The organism is Mycobacterium sp. SM3041 (assembly GCF_039668335.1).
In the GTDB taxonomy this organism is placed as follows: domain Bacteria; phylum Actinomycetota; class Actinomycetes; order Mycobacteriales; family Mycobacteriaceae; genus Mycobacterium.
In genome coordinates this window covers 216,448-230,553 of sequence record NZ_JAYXBQ010000044.1, presented here as the reverse complement: position 1 = coordinate 230,553, position 14,106 = coordinate 216,448, and the positions used below count along the sequence as shown (strand labels likewise).

The 14,106-nt window shown below is 68.6% G+C and carries 12 protein-coding genes and 1 pseudogene; 9 read left to right on the top strand and 4 right to left on the bottom strand.

Annotation, left to right across the window (positions count from 1 at the left end; translation table 11 throughout):
* Positions 1-17: 17 nt before the first annotated feature.
* Positions 18-899, top strand: coding sequence for an oxidoreductase (locus VXD91_RS13335; protein ID WP_346415614.1), 882 nt, complete (start codon positions 18-20; stop codon positions 897-899).
* On the opposite strand, the gene VXD91_RS13330 is transcribed toward VXD91_RS13335, so the two are convergent.
* Positions 896-3,520 carry a LuxR C-terminal-related transcriptional regulator gene (locus VXD91_RS13330; RefSeq protein WP_346415613.1) on the bottom strand — a complete coding sequence of 875 codons (2,625 nt, stop codon included), beginning with the start codon at positions 3,518-3,520 and terminating at the stop codon, positions 896-898. The two genes, VXD91_RS13335 and VXD91_RS13330, sit on opposite strands and share 4 nt — an antisense overlap.
* A gap of 199 nt (positions 3,521-3,719) precedes the next feature.
* On the opposite strand from VXD91_RS13330, the gene VXD91_RS13325 reads away from it, so the two are divergent.
* Positions 3,720-4,934, top strand: a complete 1,215-nt coding sequence (locus VXD91_RS13325) for a DUF3060 domain-containing protein (protein ID WP_346415612.1) — start codon at positions 3,720-3,722, stop codon at positions 4,932-4,934.
* Here VXD91_RS13325 and VXD91_RS13320 read toward each other — a convergent pair.
* Positions 4,934-5,587, bottom strand: a pseudogene (locus tag VXD91_RS13320) (phosphoribosyltransferase); the annotation flags it as partial. The gene VXD91_RS13325 and the pseudogene VXD91_RS13320 sit on opposite strands and share 1 nt — an antisense overlap.
* 76 nt (positions 5,588-5,663) lie before the next feature.
* Here VXD91_RS13320 and VXD91_RS13315 point away from each other — a divergent pair.
* A complete protein-coding gene (locus tag VXD91_RS13315) occupies positions 5,664-6,128 on the top strand; it encodes an MPT63 family protein (protein WP_346415611.1) in 465 nt (154 codons plus the stop codon).
* 33 nt (positions 6,129-6,161) lie between these two features.
* Positions 6,162-6,668, top strand: a complete 507-nt coding sequence (locus VXD91_RS13310; RefSeq protein ID WP_346415610.1) for an SRPBCC family protein — start codon at positions 6,162-6,164, stop codon at positions 6,666-6,668.
* On the opposite strand, the gene VXD91_RS13305 is transcribed toward VXD91_RS13310, so the two are convergent.
* A complete protein-coding gene (locus tag VXD91_RS13305; RefSeq protein ID WP_346415609.1) occupies positions 6,665-8,185 on the bottom strand; it encodes a carboxylesterase/lipase family protein in 1,521 nt (506 codons plus the stop codon). The two genes, VXD91_RS13310 and VXD91_RS13305, sit on opposite strands and share 4 nt — an antisense overlap.
* A gap of 32 nt (positions 8,186-8,217) precedes the next feature.
* Here VXD91_RS13305 and VXD91_RS13300 point away from each other — a divergent pair, with 32 nt between their 5' ends.
* On the top strand, positions 8,218-9,108 hold the full coding sequence (locus tag VXD91_RS13300) for a neutral zinc metallopeptidase (protein ID WP_212811596.1): 891 nt from the start codon (positions 8,218-8,220) through the stop codon (positions 9,106-9,108).
* Here the strand turns inward: VXD91_RS13300 and VXD91_RS13295 are convergent.
* Positions 9,105-10,391 carry a DUF222 domain-containing protein gene (locus VXD91_RS13295; RefSeq protein WP_346415608.1) on the bottom strand — a complete coding sequence of 429 codons (1,287 nt, stop codon included), beginning with the start codon at positions 10,389-10,391 and terminating at the stop codon, positions 9,105-9,107. The two genes, VXD91_RS13300 and VXD91_RS13295, sit on opposite strands and share 4 nt — an antisense overlap.
* A 97-nt stretch (positions 10,392-10,488) precedes the next feature.
* Here VXD91_RS13295 and VXD91_RS13290 point away from each other — a divergent pair, with 97 nt between their 5' ends.
* The 4 genes from VXD91_RS13290 to VXD91_RS13275 are packed head-to-tail and all read left to right on the top strand — an operon-like array spanning position 10,489 to position 14,102.
* Positions 10,489-11,088, top strand: coding sequence for a TetR/AcrR family transcriptional regulator (locus VXD91_RS13290; RefSeq protein ID WP_346415607.1), 600 nt, complete (start codon positions 10,489-10,491; stop codon positions 11,086-11,088).
* Positions 11,085-12,647, top strand: coding sequence for an NAD(P)/FAD-dependent oxidoreductase (locus VXD91_RS13285; RefSeq protein ID WP_346415605.1), 1,563 nt, complete (start codon positions 11,085-11,087; stop codon positions 12,645-12,647). Before VXD91_RS13290 ends, VXD91_RS13285 begins: the two co-directional genes overlap by 4 nt.
* On the top strand, positions 12,644-13,465 hold the full coding sequence (locus VXD91_RS13280; protein ID WP_346415604.1) for a mycofactocin-coupled SDR family oxidoreductase: 822 nt from the start codon (positions 12,644-12,646) through the stop codon (positions 13,463-13,465). The genes VXD91_RS13285 and VXD91_RS13280 overlap by 4 nt, the downstream gene beginning before the upstream one ends.
* Before the next feature lie 19 nt (positions 13,466-13,484).
* A complete protein-coding gene (locus tag VXD91_RS13275; protein WP_212811601.1) occupies positions 13,485-14,102 on the top strand; it encodes a TetR/AcrR family transcriptional regulator in 618 nt (205 codons plus the stop codon).
* The last annotated feature ends 4 nt before the right edge of the window (positions 14,103-14,106 follow it).

Genomic DNA, 14,106 nt, shown 5'->3' with positions numbered 1-14,106 from the left:
CCGGTATTTTGGCGACAGTGAGCTTTGCCCTCGTGGGACCCGGTGCCATCGGATCAACGATCGCTGCGCTGCTGTACGCCGCGGGTCATGAAGTCCTGCTGTGTGGACGGACGCCGCGCGAGGCGATCGAGGTGCGGATGGACGGCAGCGCGCCCATCGTCGTACCCGGCCCGGTGCACACCGATCCCGACGCTGTCGCCGGTCCGGTCGACGTGGTGCTGCTGGCGGTCAAGGACACCCAGTACGCCGCCTCCGCGCCGTGGCTGGCCCGGTTGTGCGGACCGGACACCGTGGTCTGCGCACTGCAGAACGGTGTCGAACAGGCCGACCGGCTACGGCCCTACTGCCCCGACTCCGCCGTCGTACCTGCGGCGATCTGGATTGCCGCGGAGACCCGGCCAGAGGGCTGGGTGCAGGTGCTGAGCGCCCCGCGGCTGGTGCTGCCCGACGACGCGGCCGCGGGCCGCCTGGCGGCGGACCTGGCGGACAGCGGGATCGCAGTCGAGCTCGACCCGGATTTCCTCAGCGCGGCGTGGCGCAAACTGTTGGTCAACGCCGTGGTCGGGTTCATGGTGCTGTTCGGCCGGCGCTCCGGGATGTTCCGGCGCGACGACGTCGCGGCGGTGGCCCGCAGGTACCTGAGCGAGTGCCTCGCGGTCGCCCGGGCCGAGGGCGCGACGCTGCCCGACGGTGTCGTCGACGAGATCGCCGACATGCTCGCGCAGGCACCGACGGACATGGCGACCTCGATGCTGATCGACCGGGAAGCGCACCGTCCGTTGGAGTGGGACATCCGCAACGGCGTCATCCAGCGCAAGGGCGCCGCCCACGGCATCCCCACGCCGATCAGTGACGTGCTGGTGCCGCTGCTCGCCGCGGCCAGTGACGGACCGGGTTAGCGGCGGCCGAAGACGAGCTCGACCAACTGGTCGCGGCTGTTGACGCCGACGCGCTGGCACGCCCGGAAGATGTGGCCCTCCACGGAGCGACGGGACATCCCGAGCCGCTCCGCGATGGCGGTGTTGCTCAGCCCCTTGGCCGCCAACCCGACGATCTCGCGTTGCCGGGCGGTGATGGCCAACGGAGTCGCCGCGGCCCGCAGCGCCGGGGTGTCGGCGCCGCCGCATTCGGCCGCCAGCCGCGCCGCGGTGCTGGCCGCGCCGAGGCCCGATCCGCGCAGCCCCGCCTGTTGGTAGACGGCCGCGGCCTGCGCGGCCGCATCGGCGGCCGCCACCCGGTCGCCGAAGTATTCGTAGTGCTTGGCCGCCGCCACCAGGCCGTCGCCGTCGGCCGCGGCCAGCGCGACGGCATGCGCGGCGGCGGCCGCCGCGCGCGGCCCGCGTACCGTCAGCGCGAGCTCGGCGAGCCTGGCCGCGGTGGTGCGGTCGCCGAACTGCGTCGCGGTCTGCAGCAGCATGACCTCCCAGCCCAGCCGGCCGAGCTGACGCTCCCGCGCCGCAGCCGCCCGGGCTATCGAAATCGCTTCGGACACAGCGCCTTCGGCCGCACAGACCCAGGCATGGGCCAGCGTGCGGTCAGGATCGCGGGCGCAGGCGTCCGGGTCGGCCTGCCACCACGGCGTCGCGGCGAACTCGCGGCGCGCATCCTCGGCGCGGCCCGCCATGGCGTCGGCAGTGACGAGCCACAAGCGAGCCAGCATCTTGCGCATGCTGCCGCTGTCCCGGGCACTGAAATCGGCGAGCGATTCCAGGCACAACCGGTGTGCGTCGACCAAGGCGCCCCGGCTGACGGCCGACAGGCCCGCCACGAAGGCGTGCCACGATTCGGCGACCTGCCACGAGCCCTCGATCGGGACGTCGACGGTGTCGCGGCGGATGCGTGCGATGGTGACATCGGCCTGGTCGAGGGTCCCGGCCAGCCGATGCATGTGCAGGTGCAGAAACGCCAGCGGCAGGCGCAGGTGCGACACCTCGGCACTGGTGTCGGCCAGCCGGTAGCCGGCCTCCGCGACCGTCTCGACCTCGTCGATGCGGCCCAGCTCCCCCAGGCTGCTCACCAGCGCCCACGTAGAGAGCATCTGCGCGACGGGTTCGGCAGCCGGGTCGTCGACAACCCGCCGCGCCTGCTCGATGGCGGCCGTGGACCGGCCGCGCGCCACGTCGATCGACGCGCGCAACGCCAGGGCCGTCGCCGCGACCGTGGCGTCGCCTGCCGGTATCTCGCTGTCCAGTTCGGCCTCGGCGCGGGCCGTGTGACCGAGGATCACGGCGAAGTTCAGGGCGCGCAGGAGGGCGACCTGCACCCGCAGCGGGCCGGAGGTGTCGGCGGCGAGGCGGGCGAAGATGACCTCGGCCTCCTCGCCACGCTCCTGCCAGATCAAGGCCAGCGACAGGGCGATGTCGGCTTCCAGGCCGCCACCCGCCGCCACCGCCCGCTCGGCCAGTGACTCCGCGAGCCGCATGTCGGTCAGTTGGATCGCCGCCGACGTCGCCGCGTTCAGGATCGCCGGGTCGGGGGCCAGGTCGGAGTTCAGTGTCAGCACCGCGCGGCGGACCAGATCACGCGGATCGGTGGCGGGGCGAGCGATCAGCGCGGCGGCGATCTGACCGTGCAGGCGGCGCATCCGCAGTGAGTCGGTGCGGCGCACCTCGCCGAGCATCGGATGGGCCAGCCGCACCGACGCGGGCGTCGCGCTGCCGTCGATGCGGATCAGTCCGAGCGCTTCCGTCTCGGCGATGGCATCGGAATCCGTCACCGCCGCAAGGGTTTCGATGTCGAGTGGTTCCGTGACGGCGAGGGCGTCCAGCACATTGCGTGCGGCCGCCGGAATCTGGCCGATCCGGGTGGTGAGCAGTTCGGCGAGCGTGGGTGTCAGTCGTGGCTGCCCCTGCCACATCCACACCCCGGATTGCTGCGTCAGCCGGCCGGCGCTGACCTCGGTGTCCAACAGGTGGCGCAGATACAGGACGTTGCCCTGCGTGTACTGCCACAGCTGTTGCACACACCGTGAATGCACCGGCCCACCCAGGATGCGCTCGACCAGCTTCGCGATGGCTGCCGAGGAAAGTGGTTGCAGTTCAATGCGTTCCAGTATGTCGTCTTTCCAGATCGCGGTGATGGCGTCCGGAGCCGGTTCGCCCGATCGCAGAGTCAGCACGACGGTGGCCAGCTTCCGTGCGACGAGTTGATGCACGGCAAAGGCCGACAGATCGTCGAGCAGGTGCGCGTCATCGACACCGACGACCACCGCGCCCGTCGGCGCGGCGCCGATCACGCCGTCGATCACCTCCCGCACGCGGCGCAACGGATCGGGGCCGAAGTCGCTGGCGATGTCGGCGAACGCGCCCAACGGGATGCTGCGGGCCGACGCCGTGCCGGCGATCCATCGCGAGCGCCCCGGCGGCCGGCAGGCGGTGACGACTTCACGCGCGAGGCGCGTCTTGCCGACACCGGCAGCGCCCGACAAGACGATGCCGCGAGCCCGGTCCGGGCGACGGATAGCCGCCTCGATCGCCCGCAGTTCCTCGGCTCGTCCATGCAGGGGCCACTCGTGGATCACTATGGATCACCTCCGGCGCGTCCCAGCCCCAGCAAACTCACACCATTTGCACCAGATGCTGCCAGGTTCGCCGGGGGCAAACAATAGCTGCGCTACATGATTGGGGTAGGGCCTTACCTCAGTCCCGGGCGGTCGGCCGCCTTACCGTCCAATCACCGGCGCGATAGCCGGCGCTGGGCGGAGGCGGAAGGGGCGGATCATGGTTCATGCCAATCACATCGGGCGAATCGGGGCGCTGGCGGTGGCATTGGGCGTCGGACTGGCCGTCGCACCCGGCGTGGCCTCGGCCAAGCCGGCTCCGTCTTCGCCGACCTCGGATGGGCCGGGCACCACCTCTCCAGGCCAGAACATGGCCGTGGCGACCAACGGCGTAACGCGGGTGCAGAAGGGCGACGCCACCGCGACCTCCGACGGCAAGGGCTCGGTGGCCATCGCCCGCGGATCCGACGCGACGGCGATCTCCTCGGGCGGCCAGGGCTCACTGGCCATCGCCCGCGGCGACGGCGCCACCGCCATCATCAACACGCGCGCATGCGAAACCTGCCTGGCCGGCTCGGGCAACAAGGTCACTGCCAGCGGCACCGGAGCCACGGCCACCGCAAGCGGATCGGGGAACCGAGTCCTTGCCTCCGGCGCCGGCAGTACGGCCACCGTCACCGGAGTCGACAACACGGTCACGGCCTCCGGTTCCGGCAGCGAGGCCACCGTCAGCGGGTCCGACAACACCGTGCGCGCCTCCGGTATCGACAGCGAGGCGACCGTCACCGGCTCCCGCAACACCGTCGATGCCACGGGCCTGGACAGCACCGTCTCGTTGATCGGATCCGACAACACCGTGGCCGCGACCGGGGCCCGCAATGTCGTCGTCGTGCGGGGCTCGGACAACGACGTCACCAGCAGCGGCAGTACGAACACCGACACCGTCACCGTGCGAGTCACCGGCGACCACAACGACGTATCCACCGACGGCGTCGACAGTGGCGCCTCGGTCAGCGGCAACAGCAACGATGTGGCGACGGTTGGCCCCCACAGCTCTGCCTACGTGGTCGGCGACAGCAACACGGCAAGCGCCATCGGCGACCACACCACCGCCTGGATCGAGGGAGATCACAGCACGGCCGACGCCCTCGGCGACTTCAGCAGCGCGCAGGTCTACGGCGACGGCAGCTCCGCCAAGGCCGGCTTGGCATCGACAGATTCCGGAAACAGCGTGCAGGTGAACGGGAACAACAGCGCGGCAGAGGCCGGAAACGGTTCGTACAACGATGTCGAAGTGAACGGGAACGACAGCACCGCCGCGGCGTTCGGCACGTCCAACACGGTGAGTGCCGAAGGTCCGGACAGCCACGCCGTCGCCATCGGCTTTGGCAAAACCGTCGAGTCCGGGCCTGGCGAAACCGTCGTCAATCCTTAGCTCAGCAGTCGGCGCACCTCGTCGTCGCCGACCTGGCCGAAATCGCGGTACGACTCCCCCACCGCCGCAAAGGGCGTCGGCATATCGGCACACACCACGTCGTCCGCGATTCCCATGAGCTGACGGCACGCCGCTTCCGTACCGACGGGCACCGCGACCACCAGGGTCCGCGGCCCGCTCTCCCGCACCACTTCGGCGGCGACGCGCATGCTGGCGCCGGTGGCCATGCCGTCGTCGGCGAGGATCACGGTGCGCCCCTTGACGTTCGGCGGTGGCCGCCCCTGGCGGTAATCGGTTTCCCGCCGCTGCAGCTCGCGCCCCTCGGCTTCCGCGACCTCGGACAGCGTCTGCTGTGAAATCTGCAGCGGCCCAACCACATCCTCATTGACGACGACGTGACCGCCGACGCCGATCGCGCCCATCGCATACTCCTCATGACCGGGGACGCCCAGCTTGCGGATGATGAGCGCGTCGAGCGGCGCGTCGAGAGCACGGGCGATTTCCCGAGCGACAGGAACACCGCCGCGGGCCAGACCGAGCACGACGACATCGCGCCTGCCGCGGTACGCCGTCAGCAGACCGGCCAATGCGCGCCCCGCTTCTGAACGATCACGAAAGACGCGCCTCGATGCCTGGTTTCGCGTAGCTCCCATCCTATTCCCATCAGCACTTTTCAGTGGTAATCCGTAATTGACAGGGCCAGATAAAAACCGTTTCGAGGAGGCAGAAGTGAAGGTCACCGGAACAGCTGTTGCGGTTCTCTCGGTCATCGGTATCGCCACCGCGCCGATCGCGTCGGCCGGTTACCCGCTGGTCGGCAAGCTGGGTAGCGCCATGACGATGACGGACAGCGTCGGTCAGGTCCAGCTGAGTTGGCAGGTCTCGGACCTCAAGCCGAGCTCCGATGTCATGCCGGGCTACCGGGTCGCCGGAAAGCTGTGGGAGGCCACGGCCACCGTCCGCGCCCTGAGCGGCCCGGTGACCCCGGGCATCTCGCAGTTCAACGCTGTTGCACCGAACCAGGCGGCGTACCGGGTGCTGTGGATGGTGGCCAGCCCGGTCAACATCAGCGGCGCCACCATTCCGCAGGGCGGGCAGTCGACCGGAAAGATCCACTTCGACGTCACCGGCCCGGCCCCCACGACGGTGACGATGAACAACGGCATGGAAGACCTGATGGTCTGGACTCCGTGAACCAGTAGACACCCTGTTCTATGGTGTCTACTCATGAAGACCCACCAGTGCGAGCGCGTCGGCGTCGACTTCATCGACAGCGCACCGTTCCGCTTCGTCAGCAAGGTCGATCTGGCGGTCAAGCCGGAGCAGTTGTTCGAGGTCTTCTCGGATGAGACGTCCTGGCCGCGCTGGGCGACGCTGATCACCAACGTCGAGTGGACCAGCCCGAAACCGTACGGCGTAGGCACCACGCGCACGGTGACCATGCGCGGCCACATCGTCGGCGACGAGGAGTTCATCGCCTGGGAACCGTTCTCCTACATGGCGTTCCGGTTCAACACCAGCACCTCAAACATGCTGTCGGCGTTCGCCGAGGGTTACACCGTCGAGGAAACCGCCGATGGCTGTCACCTGACGTGGGTCATGGCGATGAAGCCCAAGGGCCTCGCCGGCGAGCTGGGCATGCGGGCCGGCGGCCCCATGATGGGCTGGCTGTTCCAGCGGTTCCTGCACAACCTGCGCCGCTACACCGACGAGCGCTACGGGGACGCGAGCTAGGGCGCGTAGAGCCCTTCCCACACTTCGCGGCGCGCCTGGTCCGGGTCATCGATGGTCTCGTCGCGCATCGAGCCGATGACCCGCGTGGCCCGACGGTCGGTGTCGTAGGTCGGCCAATTGGCCAGCGCCGCCGTCGCGAAATCCAGCCAGGTGCGCTGCATGCGCCGGCCGACCGACGGCTGCACCTGACGCCCGAGCGGATGCAGCATCCGGCCGAGGTACGAGCCGTAGCTGTGCTGGATGTGCACGATCTCGCTGCCGTGCGTCGCGCCGAGCCCCAGCACTTTCAGCGTCCAGGTGGTGTGGTCGAACCGGTAGACGTGCGTCGGCGCGTGCCCGCTGTAGGCGTCCGCGAAGGCCCATGTCGGGGCGCCGAACATGACGTCGGAGCCGATCGCGATGAGCGCCCGCCGCCGCGGATAGCTCGGATAGGCCTGCAGCACAGCATCTTTGGCGTCCGGGGCGACACGTGCGAAATAGTCGTCGACCATCGGCACGGTGGTGGGCAGCATGGGTGGCCGGCCCCAGGCGAACATCGATGCCTCGCGGCTGTTGGTGCCGACGATCAGCGGAATCTCGGTGACAGCCCCGGCCCGGGCGGCAAGCACCGGATGCTCGGGCAGCAGGTCGACGCCGTAGGTCAGTCCGTAGGCCAGCTTGGGGCTGTTGGCCGCACTCTCCCCCTGCAGCTGGCCGGCGGCGCGACGCAGTTGGCGCTGCGGCAGCGCGACGATCTCGTCGACGGGCACGTCCAACCGGCGGACGAACTCGTGCGCCTGGCGGGCCCGGGTCTCACGGTCGGCGATGAGCGGTAGCGCCGGGCTCTGTGCGATGGCCCGGCCGAACAGACTGTCGGCCGCGGGGCTGGCCAGCAGCGCCAGCACCGACGTCGCCCCCGCGGATTCGCCGAAGACGGTGACCTGGTCGGGGTCGCCGCCGAACGCGGCGATGTTGTCGCGCACCCATTGCAGTGCCGCGATCTGGTCCCGCAGACACAGGTTGTCGTCGAACCCGGGACCCAGATCGCCGAGTTCGAAGCCGCCGAACACGCCGAGCCGATACGTGACGTTGACGACCACCACATTGCCGTTGGCCGCCAACCGAGACCCGTTGTACAGCTGCAACTGGCCGGCCCCGAACACGAACGCGCCGCCGGGAATCCACACCATCACCGGCAGCGCAGCCGTCACGTCGGGTGACCAGACGGTGACCGTCAGGCAGGCCTCGTCACGCATCTTGGGGTCGTCGCGGCCGCCGCCGACGAACGACTTGCCCTGCGGCGGGATGGGTCCGTGATCGATGGCGTCGCGAACGCCGGACCACGGGATCAGCGGTTGCGGAGCGCGGAAACGCAACGGCCCGACGGGCTGCTCGGCGTAGCCGACGCCCCGCCAGACGTACACACCGCCTTCCGTGGTGCCCCTGAGGGCGCCCGCGACGGTGTGAACGATGGTCGAACGGTCGATGGTTTCGGGCTGGACGGCCACGTCATGAATCCTAGTGTGGAAAGCTGACATCCAGTCGTATTCGAGGCCCGGACGGAGCGGTGATGTCCTTCAACGAAGGTATGCAGATCGACACGAGCAACACGTCGACCAGCGGGGGCGGTGGCTTCGGCGGCCGGGGTCTGGCGATCGGCGGCGGCATGGGCGGCTTGGTGATCGTGGTCGTCGCCATGTTCCTCGGCGTGGATCCCAGTTCGATCCTCGGCCACCAGAGCCAGGCGCCGCAGTCCAGCCAGGGATCTAGCGCCTACGACCTGAGCAAGTGCAAGACCGGCGCGGACGCCAACAAGTACCTGGAGTGCCGCATCGTGGCCACCGGCAACTCGGTGGACGGCGTGTGGTCGCAGCTGCTGAAGGGCTACACGCCGCCAAAGATCCGGCTGTTCCGGGGGCAGGTCAACACCGCATGCGGCCCGGCCGACACCTCTGTGGGCCCCTTCTACTGCCCCGGCGACAAGGTCGCCTACTTCGACACCAGCTTCTTCCAGACCCTGGTCGACGAATTCGGTTCCAGCGGTGGACCTTTGGCACAGGAATACGTGGTGGCTCACGAGTTCGGCCACCATGTGCAGAACCTGCTCGGCGACATCGGCAAGGCCCAGCGCGGGCCGAAGGGCGCCGAGGGCAACAGCGTGCGCACCGAGCTGCAGGCCGACTGCTACGCCGGCGTGTGGGCGCACTACGCGTCGACGGTCAAGCAGAAGAGCACCGGCGTTCCGTTCCTGCAGCCGTTGAGCGACAAGGACATTGCCGACGCGCTGTCGGCGGCCTCGTCGGTCGGTGACGATCACATCCAGAAGCAGGCCACCGGACGCGTCAACCCGGAGTCCTGGACGCACGGGTCGTCCGCCGAACGGCAGAAGTGGTTCACCACCGGTTACCAGACCGGTGACCCCAAGCAGTGCGACACGTACAACGCGCAGGATCTGGGCTAGTCACGCAGCACGCGGGGCCGCGATCCCTTGTCGATGATCGCGAGATGGACCCTGCGGGTGAGGACCTGTAGTCCGGTCGGCATTGGCGGCGCCGTGGAGGTGTAGACCGCTCCCGATGGGGTGGTCAGCGCGATGGTGTGCCGCCCGAACCGGTCGTAGGTCGCCGCGGCCTGCCAGCCAGGTTCCTCTTTGACGTAATTGCAGTGCTCACACAGACCATCCCCGTTATGCGCGCTGGTGGGCCCGTGGTGCGCGTGCGGCCGGACGTGGTCGGTGTGCCGAATCCGGGCGTTGCAATACGGCGTCCGGCACAGCTGATCGCGCAACCCGATGAACGTCGCCAGGCCCTTCGGGAATGTTCGGGAGGTGGATTCCATCGCCACCAGCTTGTTCGTGCCCGGCTGGGCATACAGGCGCCGCAACGCCGCCGTGCCCTTGGCCGCCGCGGCCAACACCATGTCGCGAGCCAGCGCCGCCGGAATGGGCCCGTACCCGTCCAACTGCGCCGGCTGCTCACCCCCGGTCAGCAGCGTCTCATCCGAAAGCACCAGATTCACCGCCACCGGCACTGGCGACCGCACCGGATCGCGCCCCGTGACCCGCTCCACCACCACATCGGCCATCACCTGCGCACGGCTACGCTCCGAGCCCGCCGCCACCGCCGACGCCGCCTCCCGGGCGAGCGTCTGGCGCACCAACTGCCCCTGAGCCGCGGGCAGCAGCACCGTCATCGACATCATCCCGTCAGCGGCCACCCGGAACCGCACATGCCGAGAGGCCCGTGCCCGCGTCATCTTCTCCAGGACGGTCTGCTGATCCAGCTCATAGGCGATCCGTGCGGCCTCCGCCGACACCTCGGCGTTGCCCAAACCGACCAACGGGGCCGGGTCGCCGCACAGCTCGACATCCAGCAGCCGGCGATCCAACACCGACAGGCACGCCGCCTCTTTGGTGATCAACTCGGCCCGATGCTCCGACAGCACCCCGGATTCCAACGCCGCCAGCGTGCACGGCATGTCCGCGGTCAGAATGCGGGCCATCACCATCAACCGCTCACCCCGATGCGGCGACTCCCGCCGCGCCAGCCCCACCTCCGAGCCCAACGCCGCCCGCGACACCCGCGGCCCACCCGCCCGCGCCGCCGCGATCCGGCGGGCCTCCAACGCCGCCGCCAGCCGCGCCTGCTCCGCCGCCGCGGCCGACTTCACCCGCTCGAGCTCAGTCATACGACGCGACAACGCCGCCTCATCGGCGTCAGGGTCCACCACCAGCCTTTCGCTCATACGTTCGAATCTACACTCCGCCCCCGACAAGTCCCACCGCCAAGATCGGTTTCCCGAATCGTTGACCACTTTGAACAAATTTCGTTAATGTGTGCAAATGCCCGCCAAGCCGCCGACGCCGCGCACCATCTCGCCGGCACTACTCGAAGCCACCGCGGAGACCCTCCACCGTTTGGGCCCAAGGCAATTCAGCCTCACGGCCGTCGCCGAAACCGCCGGCGTCTCGCGAGGCACGCTGTACAACGCGCTCGGCGGCCGCGACCACGCCATCAGCGTCGCGTTGGATCACCTGGCCTCCAAGTTCGTCGACGGCATGGCCGCCGAGATCGACAAGCAGTCCACGCTGGCCGACCAGGTCGCCGCTGCCGCGGTCCTGATCTGCGCGCACCGGCAGAGCTCGCCCTCTGCGCCGCAGAAGGGCATCAACGAGGGCATCGTCGTCCTGCTGTTGCGCAACATCGGCGAGGACCTCATGAAGCGCGCCGTCGAGCTCTGGAAGCCACGCGTCAAAGCCGCGCAACGCGATGGCGAGATCGGCGCGGGCGTCGACCCGGCCCGCGCCGGCGAATGGATCGTCCGGGTGCTGCTGAGCTTCGAACTGCTCCCACCCATCGGGGTCAACCTCGACAACCCCCGCGCCATCCGGCGCTTCGTCACCGACCACATCATCAATGGACTCAACGGAGAGGCACCATGACCACACCCGACCACGAAGTGGTCATCATCGGCGCTGGGCCCGGCGGTATCGCCTCCGCGCACCTTTTGCAGCAGAAAGGGATTCACGACTTCGTCATCGTCGACCGGGGCGACGACTTCGGTGGCACCTGGCGCGACAATCACTATCCAGGGCTCGCCGTCGACATCCCGTCACCGTGGTACCAGCTGTCCTTCGCGCCGAACCCCGACTGGAGCCGGTTCTTCGCGCCGGGTCCGGAAATCTACGCCTACCTGCGTGACACCGCCGACAAGCTCGGCCTGCGACCTCACCTGCGGGCGAACTCGGAGGTGCTGCGCCAGCAGTGGGACGACGACGCCGGCATGTGGCGGCTGTCCATCCGCAACCAGCCGGAGTTGACGGCGCGGTTCCTGATCAGCTCTGTCGGCGGTTACGTCAACGCCAAGAACGTCGTCGACATCGACGGCATCGAGGATTTCGAGGGCACCATCCTGCGCCCGAACGCCTGGGACGACGACTACGACGTGCGCGGCAAACGCGTCGCGGTGATCGGCACCGGATCCAGCGGCGTGCAGATCACCGCAGCGTTGTCCGGCGTCGCCGCGAATCTCGATGTCTACCAACGCACTCCGGCGTGGGTACTGCCCAAGATCGACTTCGACATCCCGCCGTGGCTGCGACGCCTGTTCAGAGTGCCTGGCTTCGTCAGCGCGATCAACACCTTCGGCCGGCTGCTGATGGACGTCACGATGGTCGTGCCGATCGTCCACATTTTCTCCCGGCTGCCCCGCACGGTGCTGACCAAGCTCATGCCCCTGTACGACGGCAACAGCCGCAATCTGTACCGGTTGCTGCTGCGGGCGACCGTGCAGGACCCGGCAACCCGCAAGGCACTGCTCCCCCGGTACGGCATCATGGCCAAACGCCCGGTGATCTCCAGCTCGTTCCTGCCGGCGCTCAACCATCCGGATACTCACCTGATCACCACGCCCATCGAGCGGATCACCCGCGACGGTGTCCGCACGGTCGACGGCGTGGACCACCCGACCGACCTTCTGGTCACCGCCACGGGCTACGAACTGTGGACCGACCCGGAGACGTACCGCCCCGGAACCATCCTGGGCGCAGGCGGTTTCGACCTCGCCGAGTACTACCGAGCCCACGGACTGCACGCCTATGCCGGCACTGCGCACCCGCGGCTGCCCAACCGCTGGGAGATCGTCGGCCCGCTCGGCTTCGTCGGCTTCGCCTGGATGGACTGGGTCGAAACCGTTGCCGCCCACGCCGTTCGGATGATCGACGCGGCCCGCGGCCGGGCCGAGGCGCCTGTCGTCGCGGTGAGCAATGACGCGTTCCACAGGTGGAACGCCCTGATGGACCGGCGTGGGCGCACCGCGCACACGTACTACACCCGTGCGACCGAACTGAACACCTACTTCGTCAACTCGCAGCACGAAACCCCCTACTACCGACCGCAAACCATCACCGGCTCAAGGATTTTCGCGCGGCGGTCACCGCTGACGGACTACGAGTTCAGCGACGTCCAGACCGCCACGAGGAGTGAGGAGCTCAGCGCATGACCGATCAACCGTTGGCCGGCAAGGTTGCTTTCGTCACCGGAGCGGCGCGCGGACAGGGCCGTTCGCACTGTGTCCGGCTGGCGCGAGCCGGTGCCGACATCGTCGCCATCGACGCCTGCGCGCCCGTGGCGGAGGCCAACGGCTACGAGCCCGCGACTCCCGCGGACCTGGCCGAGACGGTGAACCTCGTCGAAGGTGAAGGCCGCAAGATCTACGCCAAGCAGGTCGACGTCCGGGACGCCGAAGGCCAGCAGCGCGTGGTCGCCGAGACCCTCGAGCAGTTCGGCCGGCTGGACATCGTGGTGGCCAATGCGGGTGTGCTGAACTGGGGGCGACTCTGGGAGATTTCCGCACAGCAGTGGCAGGACACCCTGGACATCAACCTGACCGGCGTGTGGAACACCATCCGGGCCGTGGTGCCGGCGATGATCGCGGCCGGCAACGGTGGGTCGATCATCGCCACCAGTTCGGCGGCCGGCATCAAGGCGGTGCCCGGTTGCGGGCACTACTGCGCCAGCAAGTTCGGCGTCGTGGGCATGATCAACGCGCTGGCCGTCGAACTGGGTGAGTACGGCATCCGCGTGAATTCGGTACACCCGTACGGCACCGACACCCCGATGGGCAACGACGTGTCGATGTACCAGGTCCTGCAGGACCATCCGCAGTACATCCACAGCTTCTCCCCCGGCGCGCTGCCGACGGATTCACTCATCAAGCCGGACCAGATCTCAGACATCGTGGTGTGGCTGGCGAGCGACGCGTCGTCGTTGGTGACGGCGGCGCAAATCCCGGCAGACAAGGGTTATCTCAAGATCTGACCGGGTAACCTCAGTCGCCATGGCGAAGTCGAACGCCGAGGTGGCAAACAACAGTCTCGACGCGCAGGCGCGCGCGACTCAGTTCATGCGCTCGGCCCTCGACATCCTCGGCGAGACCGGCCGCACGGAGTTCACGGTGCTGCAGGTCGTGGAGCGTTCGAAGACGTCGTTGCGCGCCTTCTATCAGCACTTCGCCACCAAGGACGAGCTGGTGCTGGCGCTGATCGACGCGATGCTGACCGAGTTCACCACCACGTGGCAGGCCGAGGCGGCCGAGCTGAGCCCCGCGGACGCGCTGCGTGAGCTGGTCGACCGCATCTGCGTGCCGCCCGCGTCGAGCACCCAGGACCGCATCAATCGCGGGCTCACCTTCTACCACGATCGCCTGGCCGAAACGATGCCGGACGACTACGGCCGGGTGCTGACACCGTTGCACGCGCTCATCGTCGACATCGTCGAACGCGGAATGGCCGACGGCACCTTTGCCCCCGGCCTCGACGTCGAGGCCACCGCGGCTCTGGTCATGCAGACCATCTTCGGCGCCCTGCGACTGCGCGCACTGGGACCGGGCCTCGAGCTCACCCCGATCGGCAGCGAGCGCATCTATGCGTTCTGTCTGCGCGCGTTGGAGAATTGATGAC

What these genes read in the sequence shown, in the direction of transcription:
- VXD91_RS13325 (WP_346415612.1), top strand. Translation starts at nt 3,720, where the DNA reads ATGGTTCATGCCAATCACATCGGGCGAATCGGGGCGCTGGCGGTGGCA.
- VXD91_RS13310 (WP_346415610.1), top strand. Translation starts at nt 6,162, where the DNA reads ATGAAGACCCACCAGTGCGAGCGCGTCGGCGTCGACTTCATCGACAGC.
- VXD91_RS13305 (WP_346415609.1), bottom strand. Translation starts at nt 8,185, where the DNA reads ATGTCAGCTTTCCACACTAGGATTCATGACGTGGCCGTCCAGCCCGAA.
- VXD91_RS13300 (WP_212811596.1), top strand. Translation starts at nt 8,218, where the DNA reads ATGTCCTTCAACGAAGGTATGCAGATCGACACGAGCAACACGTCGACC.
- VXD91_RS13295 (WP_346415608.1), bottom strand. Translation starts at nt 10,391, where the DNA reads ATGAGCGAAAGGCTGGTGGTGGACCCTGACGCCGATGAGGCGGCGTTG.
- VXD91_RS13290 (WP_346415607.1), top strand. Translation starts at nt 10,489, where the DNA reads ATGCCCGCCAAGCCGCCGACGCCGCGCACCATCTCGCCGGCACTACTC.
- VXD91_RS13285 (WP_346415605.1), top strand. Translation starts at nt 11,085, where the DNA reads ATGACCACACCCGACCACGAAGTGGTCATCATCGGCGCTGGGCCCGGC.
- VXD91_RS13280 (WP_346415604.1), top strand. Translation starts at nt 12,644, where the DNA reads ATGACCGATCAACCGTTGGCCGGCAAGGTTGCTTTCGTCACCGGAGCG.
- VXD91_RS13275 (WP_212811601.1), top strand. Translation starts at nt 13,485, where the DNA reads ATGGCGAAGTCGAACGCCGAGGTGGCAAACAACAGTCTCGACGCGCAG.